Here is a 23,166-nt window from a genome sequence, read left to right as displayed (position 1 = left end):
AGCCTTCCCCTATTTCTCGTTCGGCGTACTTCCGGGCTCGTAACCAGGAAGTGTGCAGCGCAGCACGGCCAGCACTTGCCCGGACATTCGGTCTCGAACTATCAGATGAGAGAATATCGGGTGGAAGACCGGCTAGGATGGGCCTCCCTGCCGGTCTGAAGGACTAGACCGAAATCACACCAACAAGAATCGTCCAAGGAAATCACGCCATGCTCACGCGCCGCCATCTGCTCGCGACCGCCGTCGCTGCGCCCGCCATCCTCCGCTTCGGCACCGGTACGGCGCACGCCGCGACCACGCTGAAGATCTCGCACCAGTTCCCGGGCGGCACCATCGACAAGGGCGATTTCCGCGACCGGCTCTGCCGCATGTTCGCCGCCGAGGTCAGCAAGCGCAGCAATGGCGACATCGCCGCCGAGATCTATCCGAACTCCTCGCTGATCAAGACCAACGCGCAGTTCTCCGCGATGCGCAAGGGCGCGCTCGACATCAGCCTCTATCCGATGCCCTATGCCGGCGGCGAGGTGCCGGAGACCAATATCGGCCTGATGCCGGGCCTCGTGACCACCTACGACCAGGGCCTGCGCTGGAAGAAGGAGCCGGTCGGCAAGGCGCTGACCGATTTCCTCGCCGACAAGGGCATCATCCTGCTCACCTGGGTCTGGCAGGCCGGCGGCGTCGCCAGCCGCTCCAAGCCGATCGTCGCGCCCGAAGATGCCAAGGGCATGAAGGTGCGCGGCGGCTCGCGCGAGATGGACATGGTGCTTCAGACCGCCGGGGCCTCGGTGCTGTCGGTCCCCTCCAACGAAATCTACGCGGCGATGCAGACCGGCGCCTGCGATGCCGGCATCACCTCCTCGACCAGCCTGATCTCGTTCCGCCTCGAAGAGGTCGCGAAGTCGCTGACCTCGGGCGCGGGCGCCTCCTACTGGTTCATGCTCGAGCCCCTGATGATGTCGAAGGCGATCTTCGACAAGCTGCCGAAGAACCATCAAGACATTTTGCTCGCGGTCGGTACCGAGCTCGAAGCGTTCGGCCGCAAGGGCGCACAGGATGACGACGTCGAGGTCGCCAAGGTCTATGAGAAGGCCGGCGCCAAGGTCTCGGCGCTCGACGCCGCGACCGTCGGCAAGTGGCGGGACATCGCCCGCGACACCGCCTGGAAGGACTACAGCGCCAAGACCGCGACGGCCGCAAACCTGCTCAAGCTCGCCATCGACGTCGCGGCATGAGTCACGGTCCGCTTCCGGACCGCGACGACAAGACGATCGCTGCCGCAGGGACCGGCCTTGCGCCAGCGATCGATCGCGGTCTCGCCGTCCTCAACAGCATCATCGTGGTGTTCGCGTCGATCGCGCTGGTCGCGGCCTGCACCATCCTGAGCTACAGCGTGCTCAGCCGCGCTCTGTTCAAGGCCGCCAATTACTGGCAGGACGAGGCCGCCGTGTTCCTGCTGGTCGGCGCGACCTTCATGACGGCGGCCTACGTGCAACAGAACCGCGGCCATATCGGCATCGAGGCCTTCGTCGGGCTGCTCTCGCCGCTGGCGAACCGGATCCGGCTCTGGCTGGTCGACGCCGCCACGTTCCTGTTCTGCGCCTTCTTCACCTGGAAATCCTGGACATTGGCCCATGAAGCCTATGTCGACGGCCAGGTCTCGAACTCGATGTGGTCGCCGCCGCTCGCCATTCCCTATTCGCTGATGGCGCTCGGGATGAGCCTGCTCTGCATCCAGATCCTCGTGCAGCTTGCGCTGCCATTCGTCGGAGCCAAGCGGCCATGAGCGTTTTCGGTATCGGCGTCGCTTACGGCATCGTGACGCTGCTGGTGATGTTCTCGGGCATGCCGATTGCGTTCGCGCTCGGCGCGGTCGCGGTCGTGTTCATGGGCATCTACATGCCCTCGGCCTCGCTCGATACGGTCACGCAGAACGTCTACGAGGAAATGGCCTCGATCACGCTGCTGTCGATCCCGCTCTTCATCCTGAAGGGCGCCGCGATCGGCAAATCGCGCGCCGGCCAGGATCTCTATTCGGCGCTGCACGCCTGGCTGCACCGGGTCCCCGGCGGCCTCGGCGTCGCCAACGTCTTCGCCTGCGCGCTGTTCGCGGCGATGGCGGGCTCCTCGCCCGCGACCTGCTCGGCGATCGGCTCGGCCGGCATCCCCGAGATGCGCAAGCGCGGCTATTCCGGCGGCTTTGCCGCAGGGATTATCGCCGCCGGCGGCACGCTCGGCATCCTGCTTCCGCCCTCGATCACCATGATCCTGTTTGCGGTCGCGGCCGAAAAGTCGCTGGGGCGGCTGTTCCTGGCCGGCATCGGGCCTGGCCTCCTGCTGGTCACGCTGTTCGGCGCCTACGCCGTGATCCGCTTCCGGCAGGAATATGCAGCGGCCGAAGCGGCCTACAAGAACGGCGGACCGGAGGCTCCGATCCTGCAGCGTGACGAGTACACGCTCGCCGAGCGCTTCAGCGTACTGCCGCGCGTGATCCCGTTCGTGCTGCTGCTCACCGGTGTCATGATCGCGCTCTATGGCGGCTACGCCACGCCGTCGGAGACCGCGGGGCTCGGCGGCCTGCTCGCGCTGGCGCTGATCGCCGCGATCTACAGCGTGTGGCGGCCGAGCGATCTTGCCCCCATCATGAAGTCGACGATCCGGGAATCGACCATGCTGATGATGATCATCGGCATGTCGCTGCTCTATTCCTACGTGATGAGCTATCTGCACATCTCGCAATCGGTTGCCGAATCCATCGTCGCGATGCACCTGCCGCGCTGGGAGCTGCTGTTCGCGATCCTGGTCATGGTGGTCGTGCTCGGCTTCTTCCTGCCGCCGGTGTCGATCATTCTCATGACCGCGCCGATCATCCTGCCGCCGCTCCGCGCCGCCAATTTCGACATCATCTGGTTCGGCGTGGTCATGACCATCGTGATGGAGATGGGGCTGATCCATCCGCCCGTCGGCCTCAACATCTTCGTCATTCGCAACGTCGCGCCGGATATTCCCCTGCGCGAAGTGATCTGGGGCACCCTGCCCTTCGTGCTCTTGATGATGCTCGCAGTGCTGCTGCTGTGCTTCGTGCCGGGGATCTCGACCTGGCTGCCGGATCTCGTGATGGGGCCGGACGGGAGCAGGTAGCCGCAACCACACCTGCTGTAGAGTGGGCAAAGGCGAAGCGTGCCCACCACTTGTTGGCTATCACGGTGAGATGGCGGACACAGCGCTAACGCGCCCACCCCACAAGTTCCGTGGTTATGGCTCGCTCTTCCGCCGCCCCTTCGGCGCGTTCGCCACGACCTGCAACAGGTCCTTGCGCACGGCCTCGATGTGCCGCTCCAGGAAGCGGCCGGCCTCCTCCACCTTCCGCGCGCGGCAGAGCGCGATCAGATGGGCATGCTCCTTCTCGGCAATGCCCATCGCCTTGGTGTTGGAGAGCTGCAGACGCGTGTAGCGGTCGCTGGTCTGGAGCAGTGACAGCACGATCGCGCGCGTGCGGGGCTGCGGCGCGTGCACGTAGAGCGCCATGTGGAAGTCGGCGTTGAGCTGGCCCCATTCGCTGACATTGCGCGCCTTGATCGCCTTCTCGAACTGCTTGTGGATGCTATCGAGCCCGTCGAAATCCTCCGCGGTGAAGCGCGGTGCCGACTGCGCCAGCAGCCGCGGCTCCAGGATGCGGCGCAGGTCGAAGACGTCGTTGATCTCGTCCAGTGACAGCTCGGAGACGATGGCGCCCTTCTGCGGCACGATCCGCACCAGGCCTTCCGCCTCGAGCTGGAACAGCGCCTCTCGCACCGGGATGCGGCTGACGCCGTAAGCATCCCCGAGCGCGTCCTGGCGCAGCTGCGATCCGGCCGGATAGGTGCCGTCGAGGATCGCCTGCCGGAGCTGATCGACGATCGCAGCCGACAGGGTGCGATGCTTCAGAGGCTGTTTCATCTGACCTTCTGTTGTCCTTCCCGACTCGTTCGGCCGACGCGGTCCCTGTCTTGCATGTCGAGGTGCCCGGCAAAAGCCAGGCGCTCCACAAAAGCAAAGTGCCCAGCAAAAGCGCGCCCTGCCGCAGAAATGACCGCAAACTCCGTTTGACTCCCAAAATGTATAAATTATACATTTGGCAATCGCACGACAATTCTTCGGGAGTTGGGGCCTCTTTCATGATCGAGCAGACCATGCCGGCCACGCGCGCGCTCAGCCTCCGACGTACGATCGTACGGATGTCGGGCGGCCTGCTCGCGCTCGAGCGCCTCGCGCTCATGGGCCTGATGTACCTGCTCACCGGACTGATCCTGGTGAACGTCGTCACCCGCTACTCGCATTTCCCGATCTACTGGATCGATGAATCCGCGGTCTATTGCGTGGTCTGGCTGACCTTCATCGGCGCCTCCGCGATGACGCGGCTGCGGCTCGACTTCGCGGTCACGATGCTGACGGAGCGGCTGTCGCCGCGGCACCAGAAGACCGCCAAGGTGATCTCGACCGGCCTCGTCGTCGTGTTCGGTGTCGCCCTGATCGCCACATGTGTGCTCTGGATGGACCCGGTTGGTCTCGCCCGCGCCGGCTTCGACGGGCGCAAGCTCGCCGCCGAAACCTTCAACTTCCTCTACACCGAGCGCACCCAGACGCTGAACTGGCCGACCTGGGTGCTCTATCTGACGCTGCCGATCTTCGCGGTGTCGATGACCATTCACGGTCTCGCCAATCTGCTGGAAGATCTCGAGCTGGTCCCGCGCACCGCGCCGAAAGGCTTTCAGCTCTCCGAGCTGGACGGGGTCAACTGATGATCACGTCAGCGGCCTTCGTGGCGTTCATGCTGGTCGGCGTGCCGATCGGCCTGTGCCTGTGCCTTGCCGGCCTCGTTTACATCGCGGCATCCGGCAACCCCGTGCTGTTCCAGTCCTATCCGCTGCAGCTGTTCGGCGGCGTCGACAGCTACGGCCTGATCGCCATCCCGCTCTTCATCCTGATCGGCGAGATCATGAACGGCGGCGGCATCACACGGCGCATCGTCGACATGGCGATGGCCTTCGTCGGCTCGCTCAAGGGTGGGCTCGCCTACGTCAACATCCTCGCCAACATGTTCATCTCCTCCATCCTGGGTTCCGCCACCGCACAGGTGGCGATCATGGCCCAGATCATGGTGCCGGAGATGGAGAAGAAGGGCTACGACAAGACCTTTGCCGCCGGCCTCACCGCTTATGGCGGCATGCTCGGCCCGATCATCCCGCCGTCGGTGATGTTCGTGGTCTACAGCGTGCTCGCGCAGGTGTCGGTCAGCGACATGCTGATCGCCGGCATCGTGCCGGGCGTCATTCTCACCGTGATGTTCTGTCTCGTCATCGCGCTGATGGGATACATCTACAACTATCCCCGCGCGGACTACCAGACACCGCGCCAGCGCGTCATGACGATCCTGCGGACCTCGCCGACGCTGCTGATCCCGATCGTCATCGTCGGCACCATCCTCGGCGGCCTCGCCAACGCCACGGAATCCGCGGCCGTCGGCGCGGTCGCCGCCGCGCTGGTCGGAAAGTTCTGGACCAGGGAATTCGAGTTCTCCCAGCTGCCGCAGATGATGCTGCGCAGCGCCATCTATTCGGCGATCGTGCTGTTCCTGGTTGCAGCCGCCGCCGTGTTCTCCTGGGTCCTGATCTTCGGCAAGGTGCCGCAGGAGACCGCCGCCTGGATCCAGACTGCCGCCAAGGACCCGGTCAGCTTCATGCTGATCTGCAACGTGATCCTGCTGGTGATCGGCACGGTGATCGACGGCATTCCCGGCCTGATCATGACCGTGCCGATCCTGCTACCGGTCGCGACCGAGGTCTATCACATCGACCCCCGGCATTTCGGCGTGGTGGTGGTGATCAACCTGGTGCTCGGCCTGCTGTCGCCGCCGGTCGGGCTCTGCTTCTTCGTCGCGGCAGCCGTCACCGGCGCCAAGCCCGGCAAGATGTTCATGGTGACGCTGCCCTTCTTCGTCATCTCCTGCGTCCTCCTGGTGCTGCTCTCGCTCTACCCGTCGCTCTCGCTGATCCTCGTCAAATAGGCCGTCCAATAGGAGCCCGACCATGTCGCTTTCACGCCGCCGTTTTCTCGCCGCCGGTGCCGCCGCCTCGGTGTTTGCCCCATCGCTGGCGCTCGCCCAGGCCAAGGAATTCCGCCTCGGCCTGATCACGCCCAACGGCCATTCCTGGAACAAGGCCGCGCTCAAATTCGGCGAGGATCTCAAGTCCGCGACCAACGGCCGCCTGACATTGACCGTGTTCCACTCCGGCCAGCTCGGCAACGAGACCGCGATGATGCAGCAATTGCAGTCCGGCGCGCTCGACATGGGCTTCATCCAGGCCGCCGAGCTCGGCTCGCGCGTGCCGCACATCGCCGCGATCAACGCGCCCTACATCGTTCGCTCGACGCCTTCGGTCGCAAAGCTCGTGCGACATCCGGCGGCGGTGAAGCTGTTCGACGTGCTGCCGCAGGAAACCGGGACGATCGGGCTCGGCTGGGGCATCACCGGCATGCGCGCCGTGTTCTCGTCCAAGGATCTGCACTCGCTCGCCGACATCAAGGGCATGAAGCTGCGCATCAATCCGACGCCGGTCTATCGCGATTTCTATTCTTCGCTGGGCGCTGCGCCGACCCCGATCCCGACTCCGCAGGTGTTCGACGCCATGGCCAACGGCCAGGTCGACGGCCTCGAGGCCGATCTCGAATTCTCCTGGAATCAGCGCTTCGACAAGGTGTCGAAGGTCATCCTGCAGATGAACGCCGTCTTCATGCCGATGGCGGCGGTCGTCTCCGGGCGGGTCTGGCAGTCGCTTCCTGCGACCGATCGCGAGTTGATCACCAAGACGATCAAGACGACGCTGGACGCGCAAATCGACGAGCTCGCCGGCAACGAGCCCGCGCTGATCCAGAACTTCAAGAACGCGCCGATCCCGATCCGCCAGGTCGACGCCAAGGACACCGAGGCCGTCATCGCGGAATTCGACAAGATCTGGTTGCCGAAAGCCCCCGTCCTCGCCGAGCTGCGCAAGGTCGGCGCGACGCTCTGATCTCCATCCATCCCCCTCACGTCAATGCCCGGCGGATCGAACGATCCGCCGGTACCAATTCCAATCGGAGCCAAGCAATGAGCCCACGCATCTCCTGGGAAGGCGTCTTCCCGGCCGTCACCACGCAGTTCAACGACGATCTGTCGCTCAATATCGACGCGACCGCCAAGGTCATGGACGGGCTGATCCGCGACGGCGTATCCGGCCTCATCGTCTGCGGCTCGGTCGGCGAGAATACCTCGCTCGAGCGCAAGGAAAAGATCGCGATCATGGAAGCCGCCAAGTCGGTCGCGGCCGGCCGGGTGCCCGTGCTGTGCGGCATCGCCGAATTCACTACGGCCTTCGCCGTCGAGACCGCCAAGGAAGCCGCGCGCATCGGCATCGACGGCGTGATGGTGATGCCGGCGCTGGTCTATTCCTCCAAGCCGCACGAGACCGCCGCGCATTTCCGCGCCGTCGCCAGCGCCACCGACCTGCCGGTGATGCTCTACAACAATCCGCCGATCTACAAGAACGACGTCACCCCCGACATCCTGGCCTCGCTCGCCGACGTCGAGACCGTCGTCTGCTTCAAGGATTCCTCGGGCGACACGCGGCGCTTCATCGACACCCGCAACATGGTCGGTGACCGCTTCGTGCTGTTCGCGGGCCTCGACGACGTCATCGTCGAGAGCGTCGCCATGGGCGCCGTCGGCTGGGTCTCCGGCATGTCGAACGCCTTCCCACGCGAGGGCGAGACGCTGTTCCGCCTCGCCAAGGCGGGGCGTTTCGCCGAGGCGATGCCGCTCTACGAATGGTTCATGCCGCTCTTGCACCTCGATGCACGCCCGGACCTCGTCCAGTGCATCAAGCTGTGCGAGCACATCATGGGCCGCGGCACCGCACTGACGCGCCCGCCCCGCCTGGCGCTGCTGCCGCAGGAAAAGGCCGAGGTCGAGGCGATGATGGCCAAGGCGCTCAAGAACCGGCCGCGCCTGCCGGATGTCGGGCTGAAGGCCGCCTGAGGAAGGCTCTCCGTCGTCATTGCGAGGAGCTCTTGCGACGAAGCAATCCAGAGTGTTTCCGCGGAGGGATCCTGGATTGCTTCGCTGCGCTCGCAATGACGGAGAACTAGGAGACAGCTCGCTTCCTCTTCGCGTTCAGCGCGGACGCCACGCGGCTCACGGGCGGCTTGCCGAGCACGCCGCTCATCGCGTTGGTGGCCGCCAGCAGCTTGTCCATGTCGACGCCGGTCCTGATCCCCATGCCTTCGAGCATGTAGACGACGTCCTCGGTCGCGACGTTGCCGGTCGCGCCCGGTGCATAGGGACAGCCGCCGAGGCCGCCCGCAGCGCTGTCGATGACGCGCACGCCCTCTTCCATCCCTGCATAGAGATTGGCGAGCGCCTGGCCGTAGGTGTCGTGGAAATGCATCGCGAGCCTCGCGGGAGGGATGCTGGCACTGACCGCGCGCAGCATCTCCTTCGCTTTGGATGGCGTGCCGACCCCGATGGTGTCGCCGAGCGAGATCTCGTAGCAGCCGAGCTCGAACAGCGTGCTGGCGAGATCGGCGACCGCCTTCGGCTTGATCTCGCCGTCGAAGGGGCAGCCGAGCACGCAGGAGATATAGCCGCGCACCTTCACGCCATCGGCCTTGGCGCGCGCCAGCACCGGCTTGAAGCGCTCGATGGACTCCGCAACCGTGCAGTTGATGTTGGCGCGCGAAAACCCTTCCGAGGCCGCCGCAAACACCGAGACCACTTCGGCGCCCGCGACACGCGCGGCGTCATAGCCCTTCTCGTTCGGCACCAGCACGTGGAATTCGGCGCCCTTGATGTGGCTGACGCCGCGCAGAACCGCGTCCGAGCTAGCCATCTGCGGGATCGCCTTGGGCGAGACGAAGGCGCCGACTTCGACCGTATGGAGGCCGGCCGCGACCAGCGCCTCGACGAAGGCAATGCGGGCCTCGACGCCGACGGGCGTCTTCTCGTTCTGGAGACCGTCGCGCGGCCCCATTTCGATGATGCGGACGGGATCGCTCATGTCACTCTCCGGAAGGCTCGACCACGGCGAGCTCGACGCCCTCCTGGACGATGTCGCCGACCTTGCACCTGATCGACTTCAGCACGCCGGCAAAGGGCGCGCGCAGCGTCTGCTCCATCTTCATGACCTCGAGCGTCAGGATCGGCGCGCCCTTCTCGAGCTTCGCCCCCTCCTCGGCGAGCACGGCGACGACCGTGCCCGGCAGCGGCGCCGCGATCTTGTCCTCGCCGGCCTGCTCCTCGCTCTCGCCGCCGAACGGATCGACCCAGTGCAGGTCGAACCGGCCGTTGCGCGTGCGCAAGTAAAGCTCATGGCCGTCGATCACGGCCGCGACCGACGATTTGACACCGTCCAGCGTCAAGTCGAAGCCGCCTTCCTTCGCCGTGGTCGTGAACGCCAGCTCGCGCTCGCCGATCACCAGCGTCGAGGGGCCACTCCCGTAATTCAGCGTGATCTTCTGCTCCGGCCCGTGCCCGACGCGGAAGGCAAAGCAGCGCTGACGGCGGCCGACCGGCTGCCAGCCGAAGGTCTGCCAGGGCGAATTCGCCTGCGCACGTGCGGCCTGTCGCTCGTCATTGAGGATCGCAGCCACCGCGGCGCAAAGCTCGAGCTCTCCGGGCGCCGGTGCGGCCTGTGTCAGGACCGCCAGCTCGCGCTCGATGAAGCCGGTGTCGATCGCATTCGTGCGCACCTTGGGATGCGTCATCAGCGCCGACAGGAACGGGATGTTCGTCACGATGCCGCGGACGTCGGACTCTTCCAGTCCCCGATTGAGCCGCTCGATCGCGACGTCCCGCGTCGGCGCCCAGGCGATCATCTTGGCCAGCATGGCGTCGTAGTACGGCGAGACCGCATCACCTTCGCGATAGCCGGCGTCGATGCGCAAGCCTCCGGCTTCCGCCGGCAACCGCCAGGTCGAGATCCTGCCGACCGACGGCATGAAGTTCTTGGTGGGATTCTCCGCATAGACGCGCGCCTCGACGGCATGGCCGTTGAGCCGGATCTCGTCCTGCTTCAGCGGCAGCGCCTCGCCGAAGGCGACGCGCAGCTGCCACTCGACGAGGTCGATGCCGGTGATCAGCTCGGTCACGGGATGCTCGACCTGCAGACGCGTGTTCATCTCGATGAAGAACACGTCCTTGCCGTCGGAGACGAACTCGATCGTGCCGGCGCCGACATAATTCACCGCTCCGGCCGCCTTTCGCGCGGCGGCGCAGACCGCCTCGCGCTGCGCGGCATTGAGGGTCGGCGATGGCGCCTCCTCGATCACCTTCTGGTGCCGGCGCTGCAGCGTGCATTCGCGCTCGAACAGCGAGAGCAGATTGCCGTGGCTGTCGCCAATCACCTGCACCTCGATATGCCTGGGATTGTCGACATACTTCTCGATCAGCATGCGGTCATCGCCGAACGCCGCCAGAGCCTCGCGCTTGGCGCTGACGATCGCGGGCCCAAGCTCGGCCGCCGAACGCACGATCCGCATGCCGCGTCCGCCGCCACCGGCGGAGGCTTTCACCAGGATGGGGAAACCGATCCTGTCCGCCGCCTTCGACAGCGTTGCCTCGTCCTGGGCCTCGCCGTGATAGCCAGGCACCAGCGGCACGCCGGCCTTCTCCATCAGCGCCTTCGAGCCGGACTTCGAGCCCATCGCAGTCATCATTTCGGCGGTGGGCCCGACGAAAACGAGCCCCGCGTCAAAGCAGGCCTGCGCGAATTCGGCGTTCTCGGACAGGAAGCCGTAGCCGGGGTGCACGGCCTCGGCGCCGGTCTTGCGCGCGGCTTCGATCAGCCGCTCGACATTGAGATAACTGTCGCGGGCGCGCGCCGGCCCGAGCAGCACGGCTTCATCCGCGAGCGCGACATGCATCGCGTCGCGGTCGGCCTCGGAATAGACCGCGACCGTGCGCAGGCCCATGGCGCGGGCGGTGCGGATGACGCGGCAGGCGATCTCGCCCCGGTTGGCGATCAGGAGCGTGCGAAAACGCCGGTAGAGCTTGGAACGGTCCATCGCATCACATCCTGAACAGGCCGAATTTCGTCGGTTCGATCGGCGCATTCGATGCCGCCGAGAGGCCAAGGCCGAGCACGAGGCGGGTGTCGGCCGGGTCGATCACGCCGTCGTCCCACAGGCGCGCGGTCGCGTAATAGGGGTGCCCCTGGCTCTCATATTGCGCGCGGATGGGCTCGCGGAACTTGTCTTCCGCTTCCTTCGACCAGCTGTCGCCCTTGGCCTCGATATTGTCGCGGCGGACCTGGCTCAGCACCATCGAGGCCTGCTCGCCGCCCATCACCGAAATGCGCGCGTTCGGCCACATCCAGAGGAAACGCGGCGAGTAGGCGCGGCCGCACATGCCGTAATTGCCGGCGCCGTAGGAGCCGCCGATCACGACGGTGAACTTCGGCACGGAGGCGGTCGCGACCGCCGTCACCAGCTTGGCGCCGTCGCGCGCGATGCCGCCGGCCTCGTATTTCTTGCCGACCATGAAGCCCGTGATGTTCTGCAGGAACACCAGGGGAATGCCGCGCTGGCAGCACAGCTCGATGAAATGCGCGCCCTTCAGCGAGCTCTCGCTGAACAGGATGCCGTTGTTGGCGATGATGCCGACCGGATAGCCCCAGATATGGGCGAAGCCGCACACCAGCGTCGTGCCGTAGAGTTTCTTGAATTCGTCGAACTCGGAGCCATCCACCACGCGCGCGATGATGTCGCGCACGTCGAACGGTTTTCTGCCGTCGACAGGCACCACGCCGTAGATCTCCTCCGCCGCAAACAGCGGCTCGCGTGGCGGATGCATGTTCAGGTTCGGCCGCGCCGACGGCTTCAGCGTGCCGACGATGCGCCGCGCGATGCCTATCGCATGGGCATCGTTCTGGGCATAGTGATCGGTCACGCCGGACTGGCGCGAGTGCACGTCGGCGCCGCCGAGCTCCTCCGCGCTCACCACCTCGCCGGTCGCAGCCTTCACCAGCGGCGGGCCGCCGAGGAAGATGGTGCCTTGATTGCGCACGATGATGCTCTCGTCGGACATCGCCGGCACATAGGCGCCGCCGGCGGTGCAGGAGCCCATCACGATCGCAATCTGCGGGATTCCCTGCGAGGACATCTGCGCCTGGTTGTAGAAGATGCGGCCGAAGTGCCGCTCGTCCGGGAAGATCTCGTCCTGCAACGGCAAGAAGGCGCCGCCGGAATCGACCATGTAGACGCAGGGAAGATTGTTCTGCCGCGCGATGTCCTGCGCACGCAGATGCTTCTTCACCGTCATCGGGTAATAGGTGCCGCCCTTGATGGTGGCGTCGTTGGCGACGATCACACATTCGCGGCCCGAGATGCGCCCGACCCCCGTGACGACGCTCGCCGAATGCACGTCGCCGCCATAGAGGCCATAGGCCGCGAGCGGCGACAGCTCCAGGAACGAGGTACCGGGATCGACCAGCAGATCGACGCGCTGACGCGCCAGCATCTTGCCACGCGCGGTGTGGCGGTTGCGCGAGACCTCGCCGCCGCCGCCGGCGACCTGGCTGAGTTTTTCGCGCAAGTCAGCGACGAGCGCGCGCATGGCTTCGGAGTTGCGCGCAAAGTCGGATGAAGACGGATCGATGCTGGAATGGAGCGGCATGAAAGTCCCGCGTATCTGGTGATCTGACGAGAGGCCGCGAGCAGGTTGGACCAGCCTCGCGGCAATTCCAATTGCGTGCAGGATCTAGGCCGTCTCGGCCATCAGCTCGCGACCGATCAGCATGCGGCGAACCTCCGAGGTGCCGGCGCCGATCTCGTACAGCTTGGCGTCGCGCCACAGGCGTCCGACCGGGAATTCGCTGGTATAGCCGACCCCGCCGAGCGCCTGGATCGCCTCACCCGCCATCCACGTCGCCTTCTCCGCGGAATAGAGGATCGCAGCCGCGGCATCCTTGCGCAAGCTGCGCGCGTGGTCGGCGCGGTCGCAGGCGCGGCCCACGGCGTAGACATAGGCACGCGTGGCCTGCCAGGTCGAATACATGTCGGCGAGCTTGCCCTGCATCAGCTGGAAATCGCCGATCGGCTGGCCGAACTGCTTGCGCTCGTGCATGTAGGGCACGACCGCGTCCATGCAGGCCGCCATGATCCCGAGCGGGCCGCCGGAGAGCACCGCGCGCTCATAGTCCAGGCCGGACATCAGCACCTTGACGCCCTCGCCCACCTTGCCGAGCACGTTCTCCTCGGGGACCTCGCATTCGTCGAAGAACAGCGGATAGGTGTTGGAGCCGCGCATGCCGAGCTTGTCGAGATGCTGGCCGTGGGTGAAACCCTGGAAACCCTTCTCGACCAGGAAGGCGGTCATGCCGCGCGGGCCGGCGTCCGGATCGGTCTTGGCGTAGACGACCAGCACGTCGGCATCGCCGCCATTGGTGATCCACATCTTGGAGCCGTTGAGCACGTAGCGGTCGCCGCGCCTGTCGGCGCGCAGCTTCATCGAGACGACGTCGGACCCCGCGCCGGGCTCGGACATCGCGAGCGCACCGACATAGTCGCCGGAGATCAGCTTGGGCAGATAGCGCTGGCGCTGGGCGTCGTTGCCGTTGCGGCGGATCTGGTTGACGCAGAGGTTGGAATGGGCGCCGTAGGACAGCCCGACCGCAGCCGAGCCGCGCGAAATCTCCTCCATGGCGACGATGTGGGCGAGATAGCCCATGTTGGAGCCGCCATACTGCTCCGGCGCGGTCATGCCGAGCAGGCCGAGATCGCCAAAGCGCTTCCACAGGTCTGCCGGGAACAGATTGGCTTTCTCGATATCGGCCGCGCGCGGGGTGATTTCCGCCTCCACGAAGGCGCGGAGCGTGTCGCGCAGCATGCCGATGTCTTCGCCCAGATCGAAATCGATGCTCGGGATGTTCAAGGCGATTCCTCCGTATTTTGGGGTCCGAACCTAGCCCGGTCCCGGCCCTCTTGCAGTCGAAAAGGTTGCATTTTCCGCCAAACTTGGCGAGGATTTTCAGGAGGGATTTCCGATGCCTTTTCAAGCCGCCACCGCGATCCCGCGCCGCGCCGTCACCCCCGCCGCCTTCGTCCGCGGCGTGGTCGCCGCCTATGAGCGATACGGCCGCGATCCCGCGGAGGCATTGAACCGGGGCCAGGTCGCGCCGGACCTGGTCAATTCTCCGGACGGACGGGTCACCGCCGCCCAATTCGAGGCGCTGGCGGGCCATGCCATGCGCGAGCTCGACGACGAGGCGCTCGGCTGGTTCTCGCGGCGACTGCCTTGGGGCACCTATGGCATGCTGTGCCGCGCCTCGATCACCGCGCCGACGCTGGAGGTCGCACTCAAGCGCTGGTGCCGGCATCACCGACTGGTCACCGAGGATGTGCTGCTCGATCTCGAGCTCGGCGAAGAGACCGCGGTCGTGTCGATCCGTGAGCGACGCGATCTCGGGCCTTGCCGCGAGTTCTGCCTGGTCACCCTGTTCCGCTACGTGCTCGGCTTCTCGTGCTGGGCCGTCGATTCCCGGATCGCGCTCCGCGCGGCTGAATTCCCCTACCCGCAGCCCGGACACGTCTCGGTCTATCCGACCATCTTTTGCCGGGCCGTCCGCTTCGATGCGGACCGCGCCAGCATCATCTTCGACAAGCACTATCTGTCGCTGCCGCTCACGCGCAGCGCGGCCGATCTCGACAACATGCTCAAGGGCGCGTTGCGGCTGACCGTGCTGCCCTACCGGCGCGACCGGCTGCTGGTCGAGCGCGTGCGCCGCGTGCTCCGCAATGCGCGCGGGCGCATTCTCGGCGCCGAGGACGTCGCGCGCGAGCTGGCGCTGTCCACCCGCACCATGCACCGGCGCCTGCGCGAGGAGGCAACCTCGCTGCGCGATCTCAAGGAAGAGGCGAAGTTCGAGCTCGCCAAGCAGGAGCTGATGCGCGGCCGCACGCCGATCAAGCGCATCGCGGAGATCGCCGGATTCCGCAACGAAAAGAGCTTTTCGCGCGCCTTCCGCAGCTGGACCGGGACCTCCCCGCGCGAGTTTCGCGGCCGGTACCGGTAAGCGAGCGCGTGCGCTGCGTGGTCGTCATGAATTGCGGCCCCCGAGATGGATCTCGGAGGCCGCAACATCTCTGAACCGGTCTCGACTGGCGACGTTAGTTCGAGTTGGTCTGGCCGCCCGACCGGAGCTTGCGCGAGCGGGTCTGCTTCGGCTGCTGGGCGAACGCGTCGTTCGAGGCCTTCGCACCGCCGCTCTGCGAACAGGTGCCGCCGATACCGCCCGCCGCGGCGCGGCACGCTTCCATCGTCGGATAGCCGCAGCCGTGAGCGGCCTGAGCGCCGTTGGTGATGCAGTAGTCTTCCGCCTGCGCTGCCGGTGCGGTCATCATGAGAAACGCGGATGCAAACAGCGTCGCAGCGGATGCGACGAACGTCTTCGAAATCGATGTCATGGTGTCTTTTCCTGCTTCAGGGTCCCACAAAAGAGGCCTCGGCATGCCAACACGCTGAGGGTTCGCACCTCGCATTTAGGCGGCGCAGGGGAACCGGCAATCACGGCTCAGCGCATTGCAGGGCTTCCCAAATCACATGTCACAGTTAGGTGAGTGACTCATGCATTTCGGTTCGGATTGCATGAAATCCTGGTTTGGCCGCACGAGAGCATTTCCGATCCTATCCTGCCGGCGCAGCCGCGGCGGCCTCCTGCAACGGCAACGGCACATCCTTGGCGACGCCGAGCACCGGGAAGCTGCGGACGTTCTTCACATCGGGCATCGCCGCGAAATGCAGGAGCTGCTGGCGCATGCTCTCGACGCTCGGCGCCACGCATTTGAGCAGATAGTCGGTGTCGCCGGAAATCCGCCAGCATTGCTGGATGCGCGGGATCGCGGATATCGAGGTCTCGAACGCCTCCAGCACCGGCTGAGCCTGGCTGCCGAGCTGGATCGAGACGAACGACACCACCTCATAACCGAGCCGCCGCTCGTCGATGACGGCGCGCACCGCCCGGATCACGCCGCGGCTGAACAACGATTTCAACCGCCGCAGGCAGTTCGGCGCGGACACGCCGACGCGCAGCGCCAGCTCGTTGTTGCGCACCCGCCCGTCCTGCTGCAGCTCGGATAAGATCTTCAGATCGACGCCGTCGAGCTGGTCACGCCCCGCCATACCCCGCCTCGCCATGAGCTCGTCACGCGAGGCAGCGAAGCACGTGGCGGAATTGATGCCAAGGGCAGAACCCGGGGGCCCGGCGCCGGGTGCGACGTTAAACGTACAGGGGGGATGCCTCCCGACCATCCACGTTCCTTCACGCCGGCCCGCAACGGCAGACGCCGCCTGCCCCTCAATGCGTCCAGGGCTCTCCGCGGCGGAACGAGAAATTGTCCGCATAGGCGACCGGCCGGCGAATCGATTCCTGGGGCTCGATGACCTGGTAGGCGATACCCTTGCGCTCGCAATAGGCGACCGCCTCTTCCTTGCTGTGGAAGCGCAGCGTGATCTGCTGCTTCATGTCGCCGGACGAAGTCCAGCCCATCAGCGGCTCGACCGAGCGCGGCTGCTCCGGCTCGTAATCGAGCTGCCATTCCTTCGTCTTGGACCGGCCGGATTGCATCGCGTTCTTGGCAGGCTTGAAAATGCGTGCGGTCATGACTGGTCCGGGCCTCTTCGTCTTTTCGTTCGATTTCGATGCGTCACGGTGGCAGTTGGTGGAAACCTCAGGGATAGTATAGAGAAACCGATCGGGACTTGATCGGTGATTCCGGCCCCCCGGCCCCTCGCCAACGGTATAGTCATTATGCTGCACCGTGACAATTCCGTACCTGCCTTCGGCGCCGGGATCCCGCCCGGCGGCACTGCCTCATCAGCCTATCCGATCTCTTCGAGAGCTCCCGTCGCATGGCCTTCCTGAACATCAGTGCAACGCTTCCCGACAAGGGCCGCGATCTCCGGCTCGACCTGTTTCGCGGCGTCGCGAACTGGGCGATCTTTCTCGACCATATCCCCGACAACGTCGTGAACTGGATCACGACCCGCAACTACGGCTTTTCCGACGCGGCCGACCTGTTCGTCTTCATCTCCGGCTATACCGCCTCCTTCGTCTATGCGCGGATGATGCTGGAGCGCGGCTTCATCGTCGGTGCCACGCGGCTGACCAAGCGGGTCTGGCAGCTCTATGTCGCCCACATCATCCTGTTCGTGATCTACATCGCCTCGATCAGCTATCTGGCGTTGCGCTTCGGCGATTCCGAGATGATCAACGAGTTCAACGTCGCCGGCCTCGTCGACAATGCCACCGAGACGTTGCGCCAGGGCCTGTTCCTGCGCTTCAAGCCGCTCAATCTCGACGTGCTGCCGCTGTACATCGTGCTGATGGGCCTGTTTCCGCCCGTGCTGTGGTTCATGCTGCGCAAGCCCGACCTGACGATGGTCCTGTCGATCGTGCTGTGGCTGGCCGCGCGCCATTATGGCCTGAACCTGACCGCCTATCCGGCCGGTCAGTGGTACTTCAACCCCTATTGCTGGCAGGTGCTGTTCGTGTTCGGCGCCTGGTGCGCGATGGGCGGGGCACGCCGTTCGATGACGCTGATCAATTCGCCGATCACACTGTGGGTCTGCCTCTTCTATCTCCTGTTCGCGCTGGTCATGACCATGGCCGGCCGCTTCCCCACCCTCGGCGGCATGTTCCCGGAATGGCTGTTCTCGGCCTTCAACCCGAATGACAAGACCAACCTTGCGCCGTATCGCTTCCTCCATTTCGTGGTGATCGTGATCCTGGTGATCCGCTTCGTGCCGAAGGAGTGGCCGGGGCTGGAGTGGAGGGTGTTCGATCCCTTGATCGTCTGCGGCCAGCAGTCGCTCGCCGTGTTCTGCGTCGGCGTGTTCCTGTCGTTCGTCGGCCATTTCGAGCTGTCGATGAGCTCGGGTTCGCTGCTCGCGCAGATCTTCGTCAGCGTCGCCGGCATCGCGATCATGACGACGGTGGCCTATTACATCTCGTGGTCGAAGAAGCAGGACAAGCCGCTGAAGCCGCCACCGCCGAAGCCGGGGGCAGCCGCGACGAAGGCGGCCTGAGCGGGCGCCGCCTTCGGAGCGCGAGGCCTCCGTTGCCCCGCTTGTCGGGCCGGGATCGAATTGACTTGGGTCAACAGAGGCGACGCCGTCCCGCATATTGTCGCCGCGACATGCGCCGCCGCGCCGACCGCGGCGGACTCCTCTCGCACAAGGCCCGAACCCATGCCCTCTCATTTCCACGCCGTGATATGGATCGACCACTCGCAGGCCAGGATCTTCCATTTCGGCCTCGGCGGCTCGGACGAAATCACGCTGCATCCGCATCTGGCGACACGCCATCTTCATCACAAGGCCAATGCGATCGGCAGCGGCCATGCAGCTCCCGACAAGGCATTCTACACCGAGGTGACCAAAGCCCTCGCCGACGCCGGCGAGATCCTCATCATCGGTCCGGCGAGCGCGAAGACAGAGCTTGCCAGCCACATTCGCGCGAGCGCAGCCGATCTGGCCAAGCGGATCGTCGCGGTGGAAGCGGCCGATCATCCCTCGGACGCCGAGATCGTCGCCTATGCGAAGCGTCACTTCAAAATGCCGCTGCCGCGCGTGCAGACACCGGGCTCGGCAACAGGCGAGCGGCACTCGGGTTAGGACTGCACGGCCTCAACAGCCCGGGGCGCGATGATGTCTCGTCCCGGTCTCAGCGCGATTCAGGCCGCCTCTTCGCCGTCGAACTCGGTGAATTTCTTGTAGATCCAGTCGCGGCCGTCGCGGCGGCGCCAGACCTTGCCGACCACGAACTGCCCATTGATGGAGCGGCGCGGCACGATCACTGTCCAGAGGTGCCAGATATCGGTCCAGCTGGACTGCGGACCAATGGTCTTGAGGTTGCGATCAAGAGACATGTGGCGGAACTCGCTGGCGCAGAACTCAACCGACGGGCGCCGCGACGAACCGTGACCTGTGGTCGCACGGATCGAAGGCCGCCCATCGCGAGCCGGGACAGACCTTGATAACAGCCCCCCGGACGGCCGCAACAAACGCTCGCCTTTAACCTAACCGATCAACCTTACTTCTTGGGATGGAGCGGCGAGATCGGTTGTAAGCTGGCGCCGGGTTTTCTAGACTGCATGTGATTTGAGAACGAACGCTGTTTCAGACGCACGTTGATTTTCCAGCTGACGTCGAACTTTGAAAACGACCGGACGTTTGGAAATCATCGACGTGCCGGGATGACAATAATGAAACTGCAATGCGCATCTCTGCGCCTCGCGCTGCGAATGATGCCGCCAGCGTCAGTGGTGAAGACGCCGCCGCAAGAGCGGTTGAACGCCGCCAACGACAACGAGGCGATCTGGCCGTTGCTGCCGTTTCCACCCGGCTGGCACGCGTCGAGCTGACCGGCCCGGCCGGAAAAGCGCAACGCCGCGCAAGCGCAATATCATCGCTTGGCGGCGTCCGTTAGGCATTGGGCGCTGAAATCCCCAACACACATGTGTCGGTGGCGACGCCCAAAGGTTCGATGAATCTTTGGCAATTCTGCGCCGCGCGGCCCCTCACCAGCGCCTTGAAAAATCGCGCAGAAGTCGTGTGGCGCAAGCTATGAACGCCAAGGCTTCGAAGGTCTTGGCTTCGAAGGGCTCGGAAGACCTCTCGCAAACGGCGCACGACGCAATGCGCCGCCTGCCCCGCCTCGGCGATCAAGCCGACTGGGACGTGGCGCTGGACGCGCTGCCGGACGCGTTCTGGGCATTGGTCCCGAGCGCGCCTTGCGCGTTGTAGGTCTGCCCGGACGAACTGCCCTGACTGCCTTGCGTGCTCGCGGAGGTCTCGACCTCTGTGGTGCCGTCGGAATAGGTGATGGTGGTGGTGGTGACGCCGTCGATGGTCATGGAGACCTCGCTGACGATGGTCTTGGCTGAGCCGCCGCCGCCCGATCCCGAGCTTCCACCCGCCGATTGCGAGGACGATTCCGACGAGGTCGATGAGGCGGCCCCCGTCGACGAAGCCGCCGACGTTGAGGATGCCGCAGACGACGACGCCGTCGCGGCCGGTACGGACGTCGTCACGGCCGCGGTGGTGGATGCAATCGCGCTGATCGACATGGAGACCTCGCTCGAAGGAGACATTGGGCAAAGCGCCCCCGATCCTCCCTTCAACGCACACGGCCCGCAAAGCAGGCGCGGCCCTACGAAAAATTCGGCCCGGCAGGCCTTTTATTTTAGGGGCTCGGCCGGAGCAACCAAACGCAGCATCGTGCGTTGCAGGTTTTTCCCACCGATCGCGAGGCGTCCGTGAATGTCAACGATCAGCGCGCGCCCGCCATGGACGGACAGTGGTCTCGTCTCACGTCCGTGTGAGCAGGAGTGCAGCCGGTGAATTTCTGCGAGCGAGCCGAGACCAATGATGAGCAGGCCGCATGGCAAGGGGGAGCAGTGAGCCAGATCGATACGACCGAGAAACTATCCGACGTCCCGGAGACCGGAAGCTCGCTGTTGCCGCTCTGCGGACTTGGCGTGGCCGGGATTGCAATGCTGGGCTGGATCTGCGCCCTCGCCTGGGTCGCCTGGCGGCTTGTTGACTGGCTGCTGTTCTGAGCGGAGTTGCGGTCGCAGGTTTGCGATCCCATGCCCTGCGAGCCTCCTCGGGACTGGTCGGGGCAGCTGGATTCGAACCAACGACCTGCAGTACCCAAAACTGCCGCGCTACCAGGCTGCGCTATACCCCGAATGTCCGGCGAGCCCCGTCGATACACGCTTCCCAAGGCGCCAGCAAGCTTCCAGAAGGCGCCAGCAAGCTTCCAAAAGGCGCCAGCAAGGCCGGCAATCGCCTCGCCCGCACCTATTTGCTGCCGAACAGGGGGTGGCCGACGCGGTCACCGGGACGGATGCCGTACTTCTGCGCCGTTCCCGCCACCACCTCCAGCACGGCCCGGGCCGGCCCCCGGGACGAGATGATCTTCGTCGACAGCGGCTCGGTGTTCTCGGCGATGCGCAGGATGCGGCCGTCGGCGCGGATGAAGATCATGTCGAGCGAGACGTAAGTGTTCTTCATCCACATCGAGATCTCCTGCTCGGGATTGAAGTCGAACAGCATGCCTTTGCCGTCTGCCAGCTCCTTGCGATACATCAGGCCGGTCTCCTTCTCTTCCGCGGTCGTTGCCATTTCCACGGAGAACACCTGCACGCCGTTCTTGGTGACGATCTCGAGCGGCTGGAAGCTGGCGGCGCCGACGGGCGCACTGGTGACGACACAGCCGATGATGACGAGGATGGCGGCAAGCCAGCCCTGCGCAGCGGACCAGGCGGCCTTTCGATCAGAATTCATGGGGCTCTCGAGGCGTGGGGGACTGGGCAAGTCCTTACGCGGCGGCCATCGGAAAAGAAAGAGGCGCGCCGGCCAGCCGGCACGCCTCTGCTCACGATCGCGAGAACTGGTTGTGTTCAGTGCGACTGCAATCCCGGCGATCCGGTCTCGGGATGGATCTCGGCCGCCATCATGCCCTTGGAGCCGGGCCCGAAGCGGACCAGGACGTACTGGCCCGGCCTGAGTTCGGTCATGCCGAAGCGGCGCAGGGTCTCCATGTGCACGAAAATGTCGGGCGTGCCCTCGCCGCAGGTCAGGAAGCCGAAGCCGCGCAGCCGGTTGAACCATTTGACCTGGGCCCGTTCCAGCCCGCTGGTCGGAGTGACCGTGACGTGGGTGCGCGGCGGCAGCATCTGCGCCGGATGGATCGCGGTCGACTCGTCCATCGAGACCACGCGGAAGGCCTGGTAGCCCTTGGTGCGCTGAATGCACTCGACGACGATGCGGGCGCCTTCATAAGCGGTCTGGAAGCCGTCGCGCCTGAGCACGGTCACGTGCAGGAGCACGTCGGGCCAGCCATTGTCAGGAACGATGAAGCCATAGCCTTTGGAGGCATCGAACCATTTGATGACGCCACGGACCTCGACGAGATTGGCGCTGGTCTCACCGAGCCCGCTGAAGGGGCTGAGCCCGCTGTCGCGGCCGGCACCGCCGTGCTCGCCCGGCGTCATCCGCCCGGGCGATACTCCCTGCCCGGGAACTCCGAGCTTCTTGGACTCAAATCCGTCCGACGACCCCATAACCCCGGATCCCACACTGCCATGCCACCCGCCCCATTGGCGGCGCTCGAATCACGCGTCTTTTGAAAATGTTCTCAACTCGACGCGACGCGAATCTTCCGACTCAAAAGATAACACTCCCGGTTGAGAGGCATAGACAAAAAAGAGATTCGCCGGAACCTATGAACAGCTTGCATCGCCGCGAATCAAATTGATTCGTCTCAATTGCCGACGAAGGGACCGAGCGCCTCGCCGATGTCGTGATGGATGACGAGGTCGGCGATGTCGTCCTGCTCGGTCGGCTCGCGGTTGATGATCACCAGACGTGCACCGGCGCGCTTGGCCATGAGCGGAAAGCCCGCGGCCGGCCAGACCACGAGCGAGGAACCGATCGCGATGAAGAGGTCGCAGGATTGCGACAGCGCGGTCGCGCGCTGCATTTCGTCGTCCGGCATCATCTGGCCGAAGGAGATCGTGGCGGTCTTCACCGGCTCGTCGCATGCCGTGCAATTGGGCGCCGCGCCATCGTCGTCGAAACGGCGCCTCACCCAGTCGAGCGGATAGGCCTGCCCACATCCGATGCATCTCGCAAAAGTGGTATTTCCGTGAAGTTCAACCACGTGCTCGCTGGCGAAACCCGAGGCCTGGTGCAGATTGTCGATGTTCTGGGTGATGACGGCGGGAACCTTGCCGGCGCGGTAGAGCGAGGCCAGCGCGCGATGGCCGCGGCCGGGCTTCGCTGCTGCGAACACCTCCTCCATCGCGAAGCGGCGGCGCCAGGATTCGTTGCGCGCCTCCCGGCTCGCGACGAATTCGTCGAACGGGATCGGACGGTTGCGCGTCCAAATTCCGCCCGGCGAGCGGAAGTCGGGAATGCCGCATTCGGTCGAGATGCCGGCGCCGGTGAACGGCACGATGGTCCTGGCCTCGGCGATCATGTCGCCGAGCCGCTCGACGCCGCTCTGAAGATCCGATGCGATCAATCGCGCCTCCCGACTCGTTTGGCCTGACAGCAATATGCACAAGCGACAAGATCGCTGACGTACTTAT

Annotated in this window: 26 protein-coding genes and 1 tRNA gene; 13 read left to right on the top strand and 14 right to left on the bottom strand. The window is 65.1% G+C overall.

The genetic code is table 11. From position 1 onward, the window contains the following. The first annotated feature begins 209 nt into the window (after positions 1-209). From dctP to FJV43_RS35250, 3 genes are read left to right on the top strand one after another with little or no spacing between them, the layout of a single operon-like run. Positions 210-1,232: a TRAP transporter substrate-binding protein DctP gene (dctP, locus tag FJV43_RS35260; protein ID WP_197969357.1), complete on the top strand. Its 1,023-nt coding sequence runs from the start codon at positions 210-212 to the stop codon at positions 1,230-1,232. Beyond that, a complete protein-coding gene (locus FJV43_RS35255; protein WP_028176438.1) occupies positions 1,229-1,783 on the top strand; it encodes a TRAP transporter small permease in 555 nt (184 codons plus the stop codon). The genes dctP and FJV43_RS35255 overlap by 4 nt, the downstream gene beginning before the upstream one ends. Then, positions 1,780-3,138, top strand: a complete 1,359-nt coding sequence (locus FJV43_RS35250; RefSeq protein ID WP_061881506.1) for a TRAP transporter large permease — start codon at positions 1,780-1,782, stop codon at positions 3,136-3,138. Before FJV43_RS35255 ends, FJV43_RS35250 begins: the two co-directional genes overlap by 4 nt. Positions 3,139-3,252: 114 nt before the next feature. Here the strand turns inward: FJV43_RS35250 and FJV43_RS35245 are convergent, their stop codons facing one another. Beyond that, positions 3,253-3,936 (bottom strand): GntR family transcriptional regulator, encoded by a 684-nt coding sequence (locus tag FJV43_RS35245; RefSeq protein ID WP_239623505.1) that lies wholly within the window; start codon positions 3,934-3,936, stop codon positions 3,253-3,255. Positions 3,937-4,169: 233 nt separating this feature from the next. Between FJV43_RS35245 and FJV43_RS35240 the strand changes: the two genes are divergently transcribed. The 4 genes from FJV43_RS35240 (at position 4,170) to FJV43_RS35225 (ending at position 8,053) form a co-directional block, all read left to right on the top strand. Further along, the gene (locus FJV43_RS35240) at positions 4,170-4,778 is read left to right on the top strand and encodes a TRAP transporter small permease (RefSeq protein ID WP_239629755.1); all 609 of its coding nucleotides are present in this window, start codon (positions 4,170-4,172) and stop codon (positions 4,776-4,778) included. Then, the gene (locus FJV43_RS35235) at positions 4,778-6,043 is read left to right on the top strand and encodes a TRAP transporter large permease (RefSeq protein ID WP_239623504.1); all 1,266 of its coding nucleotides are present in this window, start codon (positions 4,778-4,780) and stop codon (positions 6,041-6,043) included. Before FJV43_RS35240 ends, FJV43_RS35235 begins: the two co-directional genes overlap by 1 nt. A gap of 22 nt (positions 6,044-6,065) precedes the next feature. After that, positions 6,066-7,049 carry a TRAP transporter substrate-binding protein gene (locus FJV43_RS35230; protein ID WP_239623503.1) on the top strand — a complete coding sequence of 328 codons (984 nt, stop codon included), beginning with the start codon at positions 6,066-6,068 and terminating at the stop codon, positions 7,047-7,049. A gap of 77 nt (positions 7,050-7,126) precedes the next feature. Continuing rightward, on the top strand, positions 7,127-8,053 hold the full coding sequence (locus tag FJV43_RS35225) for a dihydrodipicolinate synthase family protein (RefSeq protein WP_239623502.1): 927 nt from the start codon (positions 7,127-7,129) through the stop codon (positions 8,051-8,053). Positions 8,054-8,159: 106 nt separating this feature from the next. Here the strand turns inward: FJV43_RS35225 and FJV43_RS35220 are convergent, their stop codons facing one another. The 4 genes from FJV43_RS35220 to FJV43_RS35205 all read right to left on the bottom strand — a co-directional run bounded on the left by FJV43_RS35220 (position 8,160) and on the right by FJV43_RS35205 (position 13,942). Continuing rightward, positions 8,160-9,071 carry a hydroxymethylglutaryl-CoA lyase gene (locus FJV43_RS35220; RefSeq protein WP_239623501.1) on the bottom strand — a complete coding sequence of 304 codons (912 nt, stop codon included), beginning with the start codon at positions 9,069-9,071 and terminating at the stop codon, positions 8,160-8,162. A 1-nt stretch (position 9,072) separates the two neighbouring features. Beyond that, positions 9,073-11,076: an acetyl/propionyl/methylcrotonyl-CoA carboxylase subunit alpha gene (locus tag FJV43_RS35215; RefSeq protein ID WP_239623500.1), complete on the bottom strand. Its 2,004-nt coding sequence runs from the start codon at positions 11,074-11,076 to the stop codon at positions 9,073-9,075. A 4-nt stretch (positions 11,077-11,080) separates the two neighbouring features. Then, positions 11,081-12,685 (bottom strand): carboxyl transferase domain-containing protein, encoded by a 1,605-nt coding sequence (locus FJV43_RS35210; protein ID WP_239623499.1) that lies wholly within the window; start codon positions 12,683-12,685, stop codon positions 11,081-11,083. Positions 12,686-12,769: 84 nt separating this feature from the next. Then, positions 12,770-13,942, bottom strand: a complete 1,173-nt coding sequence (locus tag FJV43_RS35205; RefSeq protein WP_239623498.1) for an isovaleryl-CoA dehydrogenase — start codon at positions 13,940-13,942, stop codon at positions 12,770-12,772. A 112-nt stretch (positions 13,943-14,054) separates the two neighbouring features. Between FJV43_RS35205 and FJV43_RS35200 the strand changes: the two genes are divergently transcribed. After that, positions 14,055-15,083 carry an AraC family transcriptional regulator gene (locus FJV43_RS35200; RefSeq protein ID WP_239623497.1) on the top strand — a complete coding sequence of 343 codons (1,029 nt, stop codon included), beginning with the start codon at positions 14,055-14,057 and terminating at the stop codon, positions 15,081-15,083. Positions 15,084-15,177: 94 nt separating this feature from the next. On the opposite strand, the gene FJV43_RS35195 is transcribed toward FJV43_RS35200, so the two are convergent. The 3 genes from FJV43_RS35195 to FJV43_RS35185 form a co-directional block, all read right to left on the bottom strand. Continuing rightward, the gene (locus FJV43_RS35195) at positions 15,178-15,474 is read right to left on the bottom strand and encodes a DUF3551 domain-containing protein (protein ID WP_239623496.1); all 297 of its coding nucleotides are present in this window, start codon (positions 15,472-15,474) and stop codon (positions 15,178-15,180) included. A gap of 220 nt (positions 15,475-15,694) precedes the next feature. Next, entirely contained in the window at positions 15,695-16,189 is a 495-nt protein-coding gene (locus FJV43_RS35190) for an Lrp/AsnC family transcriptional regulator (protein ID WP_239623495.1), read from the bottom strand. Positions 16,190-16,364: 175 nt separating this feature from the next. Beyond that, the gene (locus FJV43_RS35185) at positions 16,365-16,670 is read right to left on the bottom strand and encodes an ETC complex I subunit (RefSeq protein WP_008567648.1); all 306 of its coding nucleotides are present in this window, start codon (positions 16,668-16,670) and stop codon (positions 16,365-16,367) included. Between the two features lie 248 nt (positions 16,671-16,918). On the opposite strand from FJV43_RS35185, the gene FJV43_RS35180 reads away from it, so the two are divergent. Both FJV43_RS35180 and FJV43_RS35175 read left to right on the top strand, forming a co-directional pair. Continuing rightward, positions 16,919-18,094, top strand: a complete 1,176-nt coding sequence (locus FJV43_RS35180; RefSeq protein WP_239623494.1) for an OpgC domain-containing protein — start codon at positions 16,919-16,921, stop codon at positions 18,092-18,094. Between the two features lie 162 nt (positions 18,095-18,256). After that, a complete protein-coding gene (locus FJV43_RS35175) occupies positions 18,257-18,682 on the top strand; it encodes a translational machinery protein (protein ID WP_239623493.1) in 426 nt (141 codons plus the stop codon). 59 nt (positions 18,683-18,741) lie between these two features. Here the strand turns inward: FJV43_RS35175 and FJV43_RS35170 are convergent, their stop codons facing one another. Further along, positions 18,742-18,936, bottom strand: coding sequence for a hypothetical protein (locus tag FJV43_RS35170; RefSeq protein ID WP_061881492.1), 195 nt, complete (start codon positions 18,934-18,936; stop codon positions 18,742-18,744). A 261-nt stretch (positions 18,937-19,197) separates the two neighbouring features. Between FJV43_RS35170 and FJV43_RS35165 the strand changes: the two genes are divergently transcribed. Beyond that, positions 19,198-19,431, top strand: a complete 234-nt coding sequence (locus FJV43_RS35165) for a hypothetical protein (RefSeq protein WP_239623492.1) — start codon at positions 19,198-19,200, stop codon at positions 19,429-19,431. Positions 19,432-19,731: 300 nt separating this feature from the next. Here the strand turns inward: FJV43_RS35165 and FJV43_RS35160 are convergent, their stop codons facing one another. Further along, positions 19,732-19,923, bottom strand: a complete 192-nt coding sequence (locus FJV43_RS35160; protein WP_239623491.1) for a hypothetical protein — start codon at positions 19,921-19,923, stop codon at positions 19,732-19,734. Here FJV43_RS35160 and FJV43_RS35155 point away from each other — a divergent pair. Further along, positions 19,916-20,329, top strand: coding sequence for a hypothetical protein (locus FJV43_RS35155; RefSeq protein ID WP_239623490.1), 414 nt, complete (start codon positions 19,916-19,918; stop codon positions 20,327-20,329). The two genes, FJV43_RS35160 and FJV43_RS35155, sit on opposite strands and share 8 nt — an antisense overlap. Before the next feature lie 77 nt (positions 20,330-20,406). Then, the gene (locus tag FJV43_RS35150) at positions 20,407-20,628 is read left to right on the top strand and encodes an RNA-binding protein (protein ID WP_239623489.1); all 222 of its coding nucleotides are present in this window, start codon (positions 20,407-20,409) and stop codon (positions 20,626-20,628) included. A gap of 54 nt (positions 20,629-20,682) precedes the next feature. Here FJV43_RS35150 and FJV43_RS35145 read toward each other — a convergent pair. From FJV43_RS35145 to FJV43_RS35130, 4 genes are all read right to left on the bottom strand, one after another. Continuing rightward, a tRNA-Pro gene (locus FJV43_RS35145) sits at positions 20,683-20,759 on the bottom strand. Between the two features lie 113 nt (positions 20,760-20,872). Then, a complete protein-coding gene (locus FJV43_RS35140; protein ID WP_239623488.1) occupies positions 20,873-21,358 on the bottom strand; it encodes a DUF192 domain-containing protein in 486 nt (161 codons plus the stop codon). A 116-nt stretch (positions 21,359-21,474) separates the two neighbouring features. Further along, complete coding sequence (locus FJV43_RS35135) at positions 21,475-22,137, bottom strand: cold-shock protein (protein WP_239623487.1); 663 nt, start codon at positions 22,135-22,137, stop codon at positions 21,475-21,477. Between the two features lie 200 nt (positions 22,138-22,337). After that, on the bottom strand, positions 22,338-23,099 hold the full coding sequence (locus FJV43_RS35130; RefSeq protein WP_239623486.1) for an NAD-dependent protein deacetylase: 762 nt from the start codon (positions 23,097-23,099) through the stop codon (positions 22,338-22,340). Between the last annotated feature and the right edge of the window lie 67 nt (positions 23,100-23,166).

The sequence above is a fragment of the Bradyrhizobium sp. I71 genome, assembly GCF_022354745.1.
Lineage (GTDB): Bacteria > Pseudomonadota > Alphaproteobacteria > Rhizobiales > Xanthobacteraceae > Bradyrhizobium > Bradyrhizobium liaoningense.
Note: the sequence above shows the minus strand (reverse complement) of the source record. Positions and strands in the feature narration are given on the sequence as shown.

Excerpts from the sequence above, each read along its gene's own strand:
- dctP (WP_197969357.1), top strand. The coding sequence starts at position 210 with ATGCTCACGCGCCGCCATCTGCTCGCGACCGCCGTCGCTGCGCCCGCC.
- FJV43_RS35255 (WP_028176438.1), top strand. The coding sequence starts at position 1,229 with ATGAGTCACGGTCCGCTTCCGGACCGCGACGACAAGACGATCGCTGCC.
- FJV43_RS35250 (WP_061881506.1), top strand. The coding sequence starts at position 1,780 with ATGAGCGTTTTCGGTATCGGCGTCGCTTACGGCATCGTGACGCTGCTG.
- FJV43_RS35245 (WP_239623505.1), bottom strand. The coding sequence starts at position 3,936 with ATGAAACAGCCTCTGAAGCATCGCACCCTGTCGGCTGCGATCGTCGAT.
- FJV43_RS35240 (WP_239629755.1), top strand. The coding sequence starts at position 4,170 with ATGCCGGCCACGCGCGCGCTCAGCCTCCGACGTACGATCGTACGGATG.
- FJV43_RS35235 (WP_239623504.1), top strand. The coding sequence starts at position 4,778 with ATGATCACGTCAGCGGCCTTCGTGGCGTTCATGCTGGTCGGCGTGCCG.
- FJV43_RS35230 (WP_239623503.1), top strand. The coding sequence starts at position 6,066 with ATGTCGCTTTCACGCCGCCGTTTTCTCGCCGCCGGTGCCGCCGCCTCG.
- FJV43_RS35225 (WP_239623502.1), top strand. The coding sequence starts at position 7,127 with ATGAGCCCACGCATCTCCTGGGAAGGCGTCTTCCCGGCCGTCACCACG.
- FJV43_RS35220 (WP_239623501.1), bottom strand. The coding sequence starts at position 9,071 with ATGAGCGATCCCGTCCGCATCATCGAAATGGGGCCGCGCGACGGTCTC.
- FJV43_RS35215 (WP_239623500.1), bottom strand. The coding sequence starts at position 11,076 with ATGGACCGTTCCAAGCTCTACCGGCGTTTTCGCACGCTCCTGATCGCC.
- FJV43_RS35210 (WP_239623499.1), bottom strand. The coding sequence starts at position 12,685 with ATGCCGCTCCATTCCAGCATCGATCCGTCTTCATCCGACTTTGCGCGC.
- FJV43_RS35200 (WP_239623497.1), top strand. The coding sequence starts at position 14,055 with ATGCCTTTTCAAGCCGCCACCGCGATCCCGCGCCGCGCCGTCACCCCC.
- FJV43_RS35195 (WP_239623496.1), bottom strand. The coding sequence starts at position 15,474 with ATGACATCGATTTCGAAGACGTTCGTCGCATCCGCTGCGACGCTGTTT.
- FJV43_RS35190 (WP_239623495.1), bottom strand. The coding sequence starts at position 16,189 with ATGGCGGGGCGTGACCAGCTCGACGGCGTCGATCTGAAGATCTTATCC.
- FJV43_RS35185 (WP_008567648.1), bottom strand. The coding sequence starts at position 16,670 with ATGACCGCACGCATTTTCAAGCCTGCCAAGAACGCGATGCAATCCGGC.
- FJV43_RS35180 (WP_239623494.1), top strand. The coding sequence starts at position 16,919 with ATGGCCTTCCTGAACATCAGTGCAACGCTTCCCGACAAGGGCCGCGAT.
- FJV43_RS35175 (WP_239623493.1), top strand. The coding sequence starts at position 18,257 with ATGCCCTCTCATTTCCACGCCGTGATATGGATCGACCACTCGCAGGCC.
- FJV43_RS35170 (WP_061881492.1), bottom strand. The coding sequence starts at position 18,936 with ATGTCTCTTGATCGCAACCTCAAGACCATTGGTCCGCAGTCCAGCTGG.
- FJV43_RS35155 (WP_239623490.1), top strand. The coding sequence starts at position 19,916 with ATGGTCATGGAGACCTCGCTGACGATGGTCTTGGCTGAGCCGCCGCCG.
- FJV43_RS35160 (WP_239623491.1), bottom strand. The coding sequence starts at position 19,923 with ATGACCATCGACGGCGTCACCACCACCACCATCACCTATTCCGACGGC.
- FJV43_RS35140 (WP_239623488.1), bottom strand. The coding sequence starts at position 21,358 with ATGAATTCTGATCGAAAGGCCGCCTGGTCCGCTGCGCAGGGCTGGCTT.
- FJV43_RS35135 (WP_239623487.1), bottom strand. The coding sequence starts at position 22,137 with ATGGGGTCGTCGGACGGATTTGAGTCCAAGAAGCTCGGAGTTCCCGGG.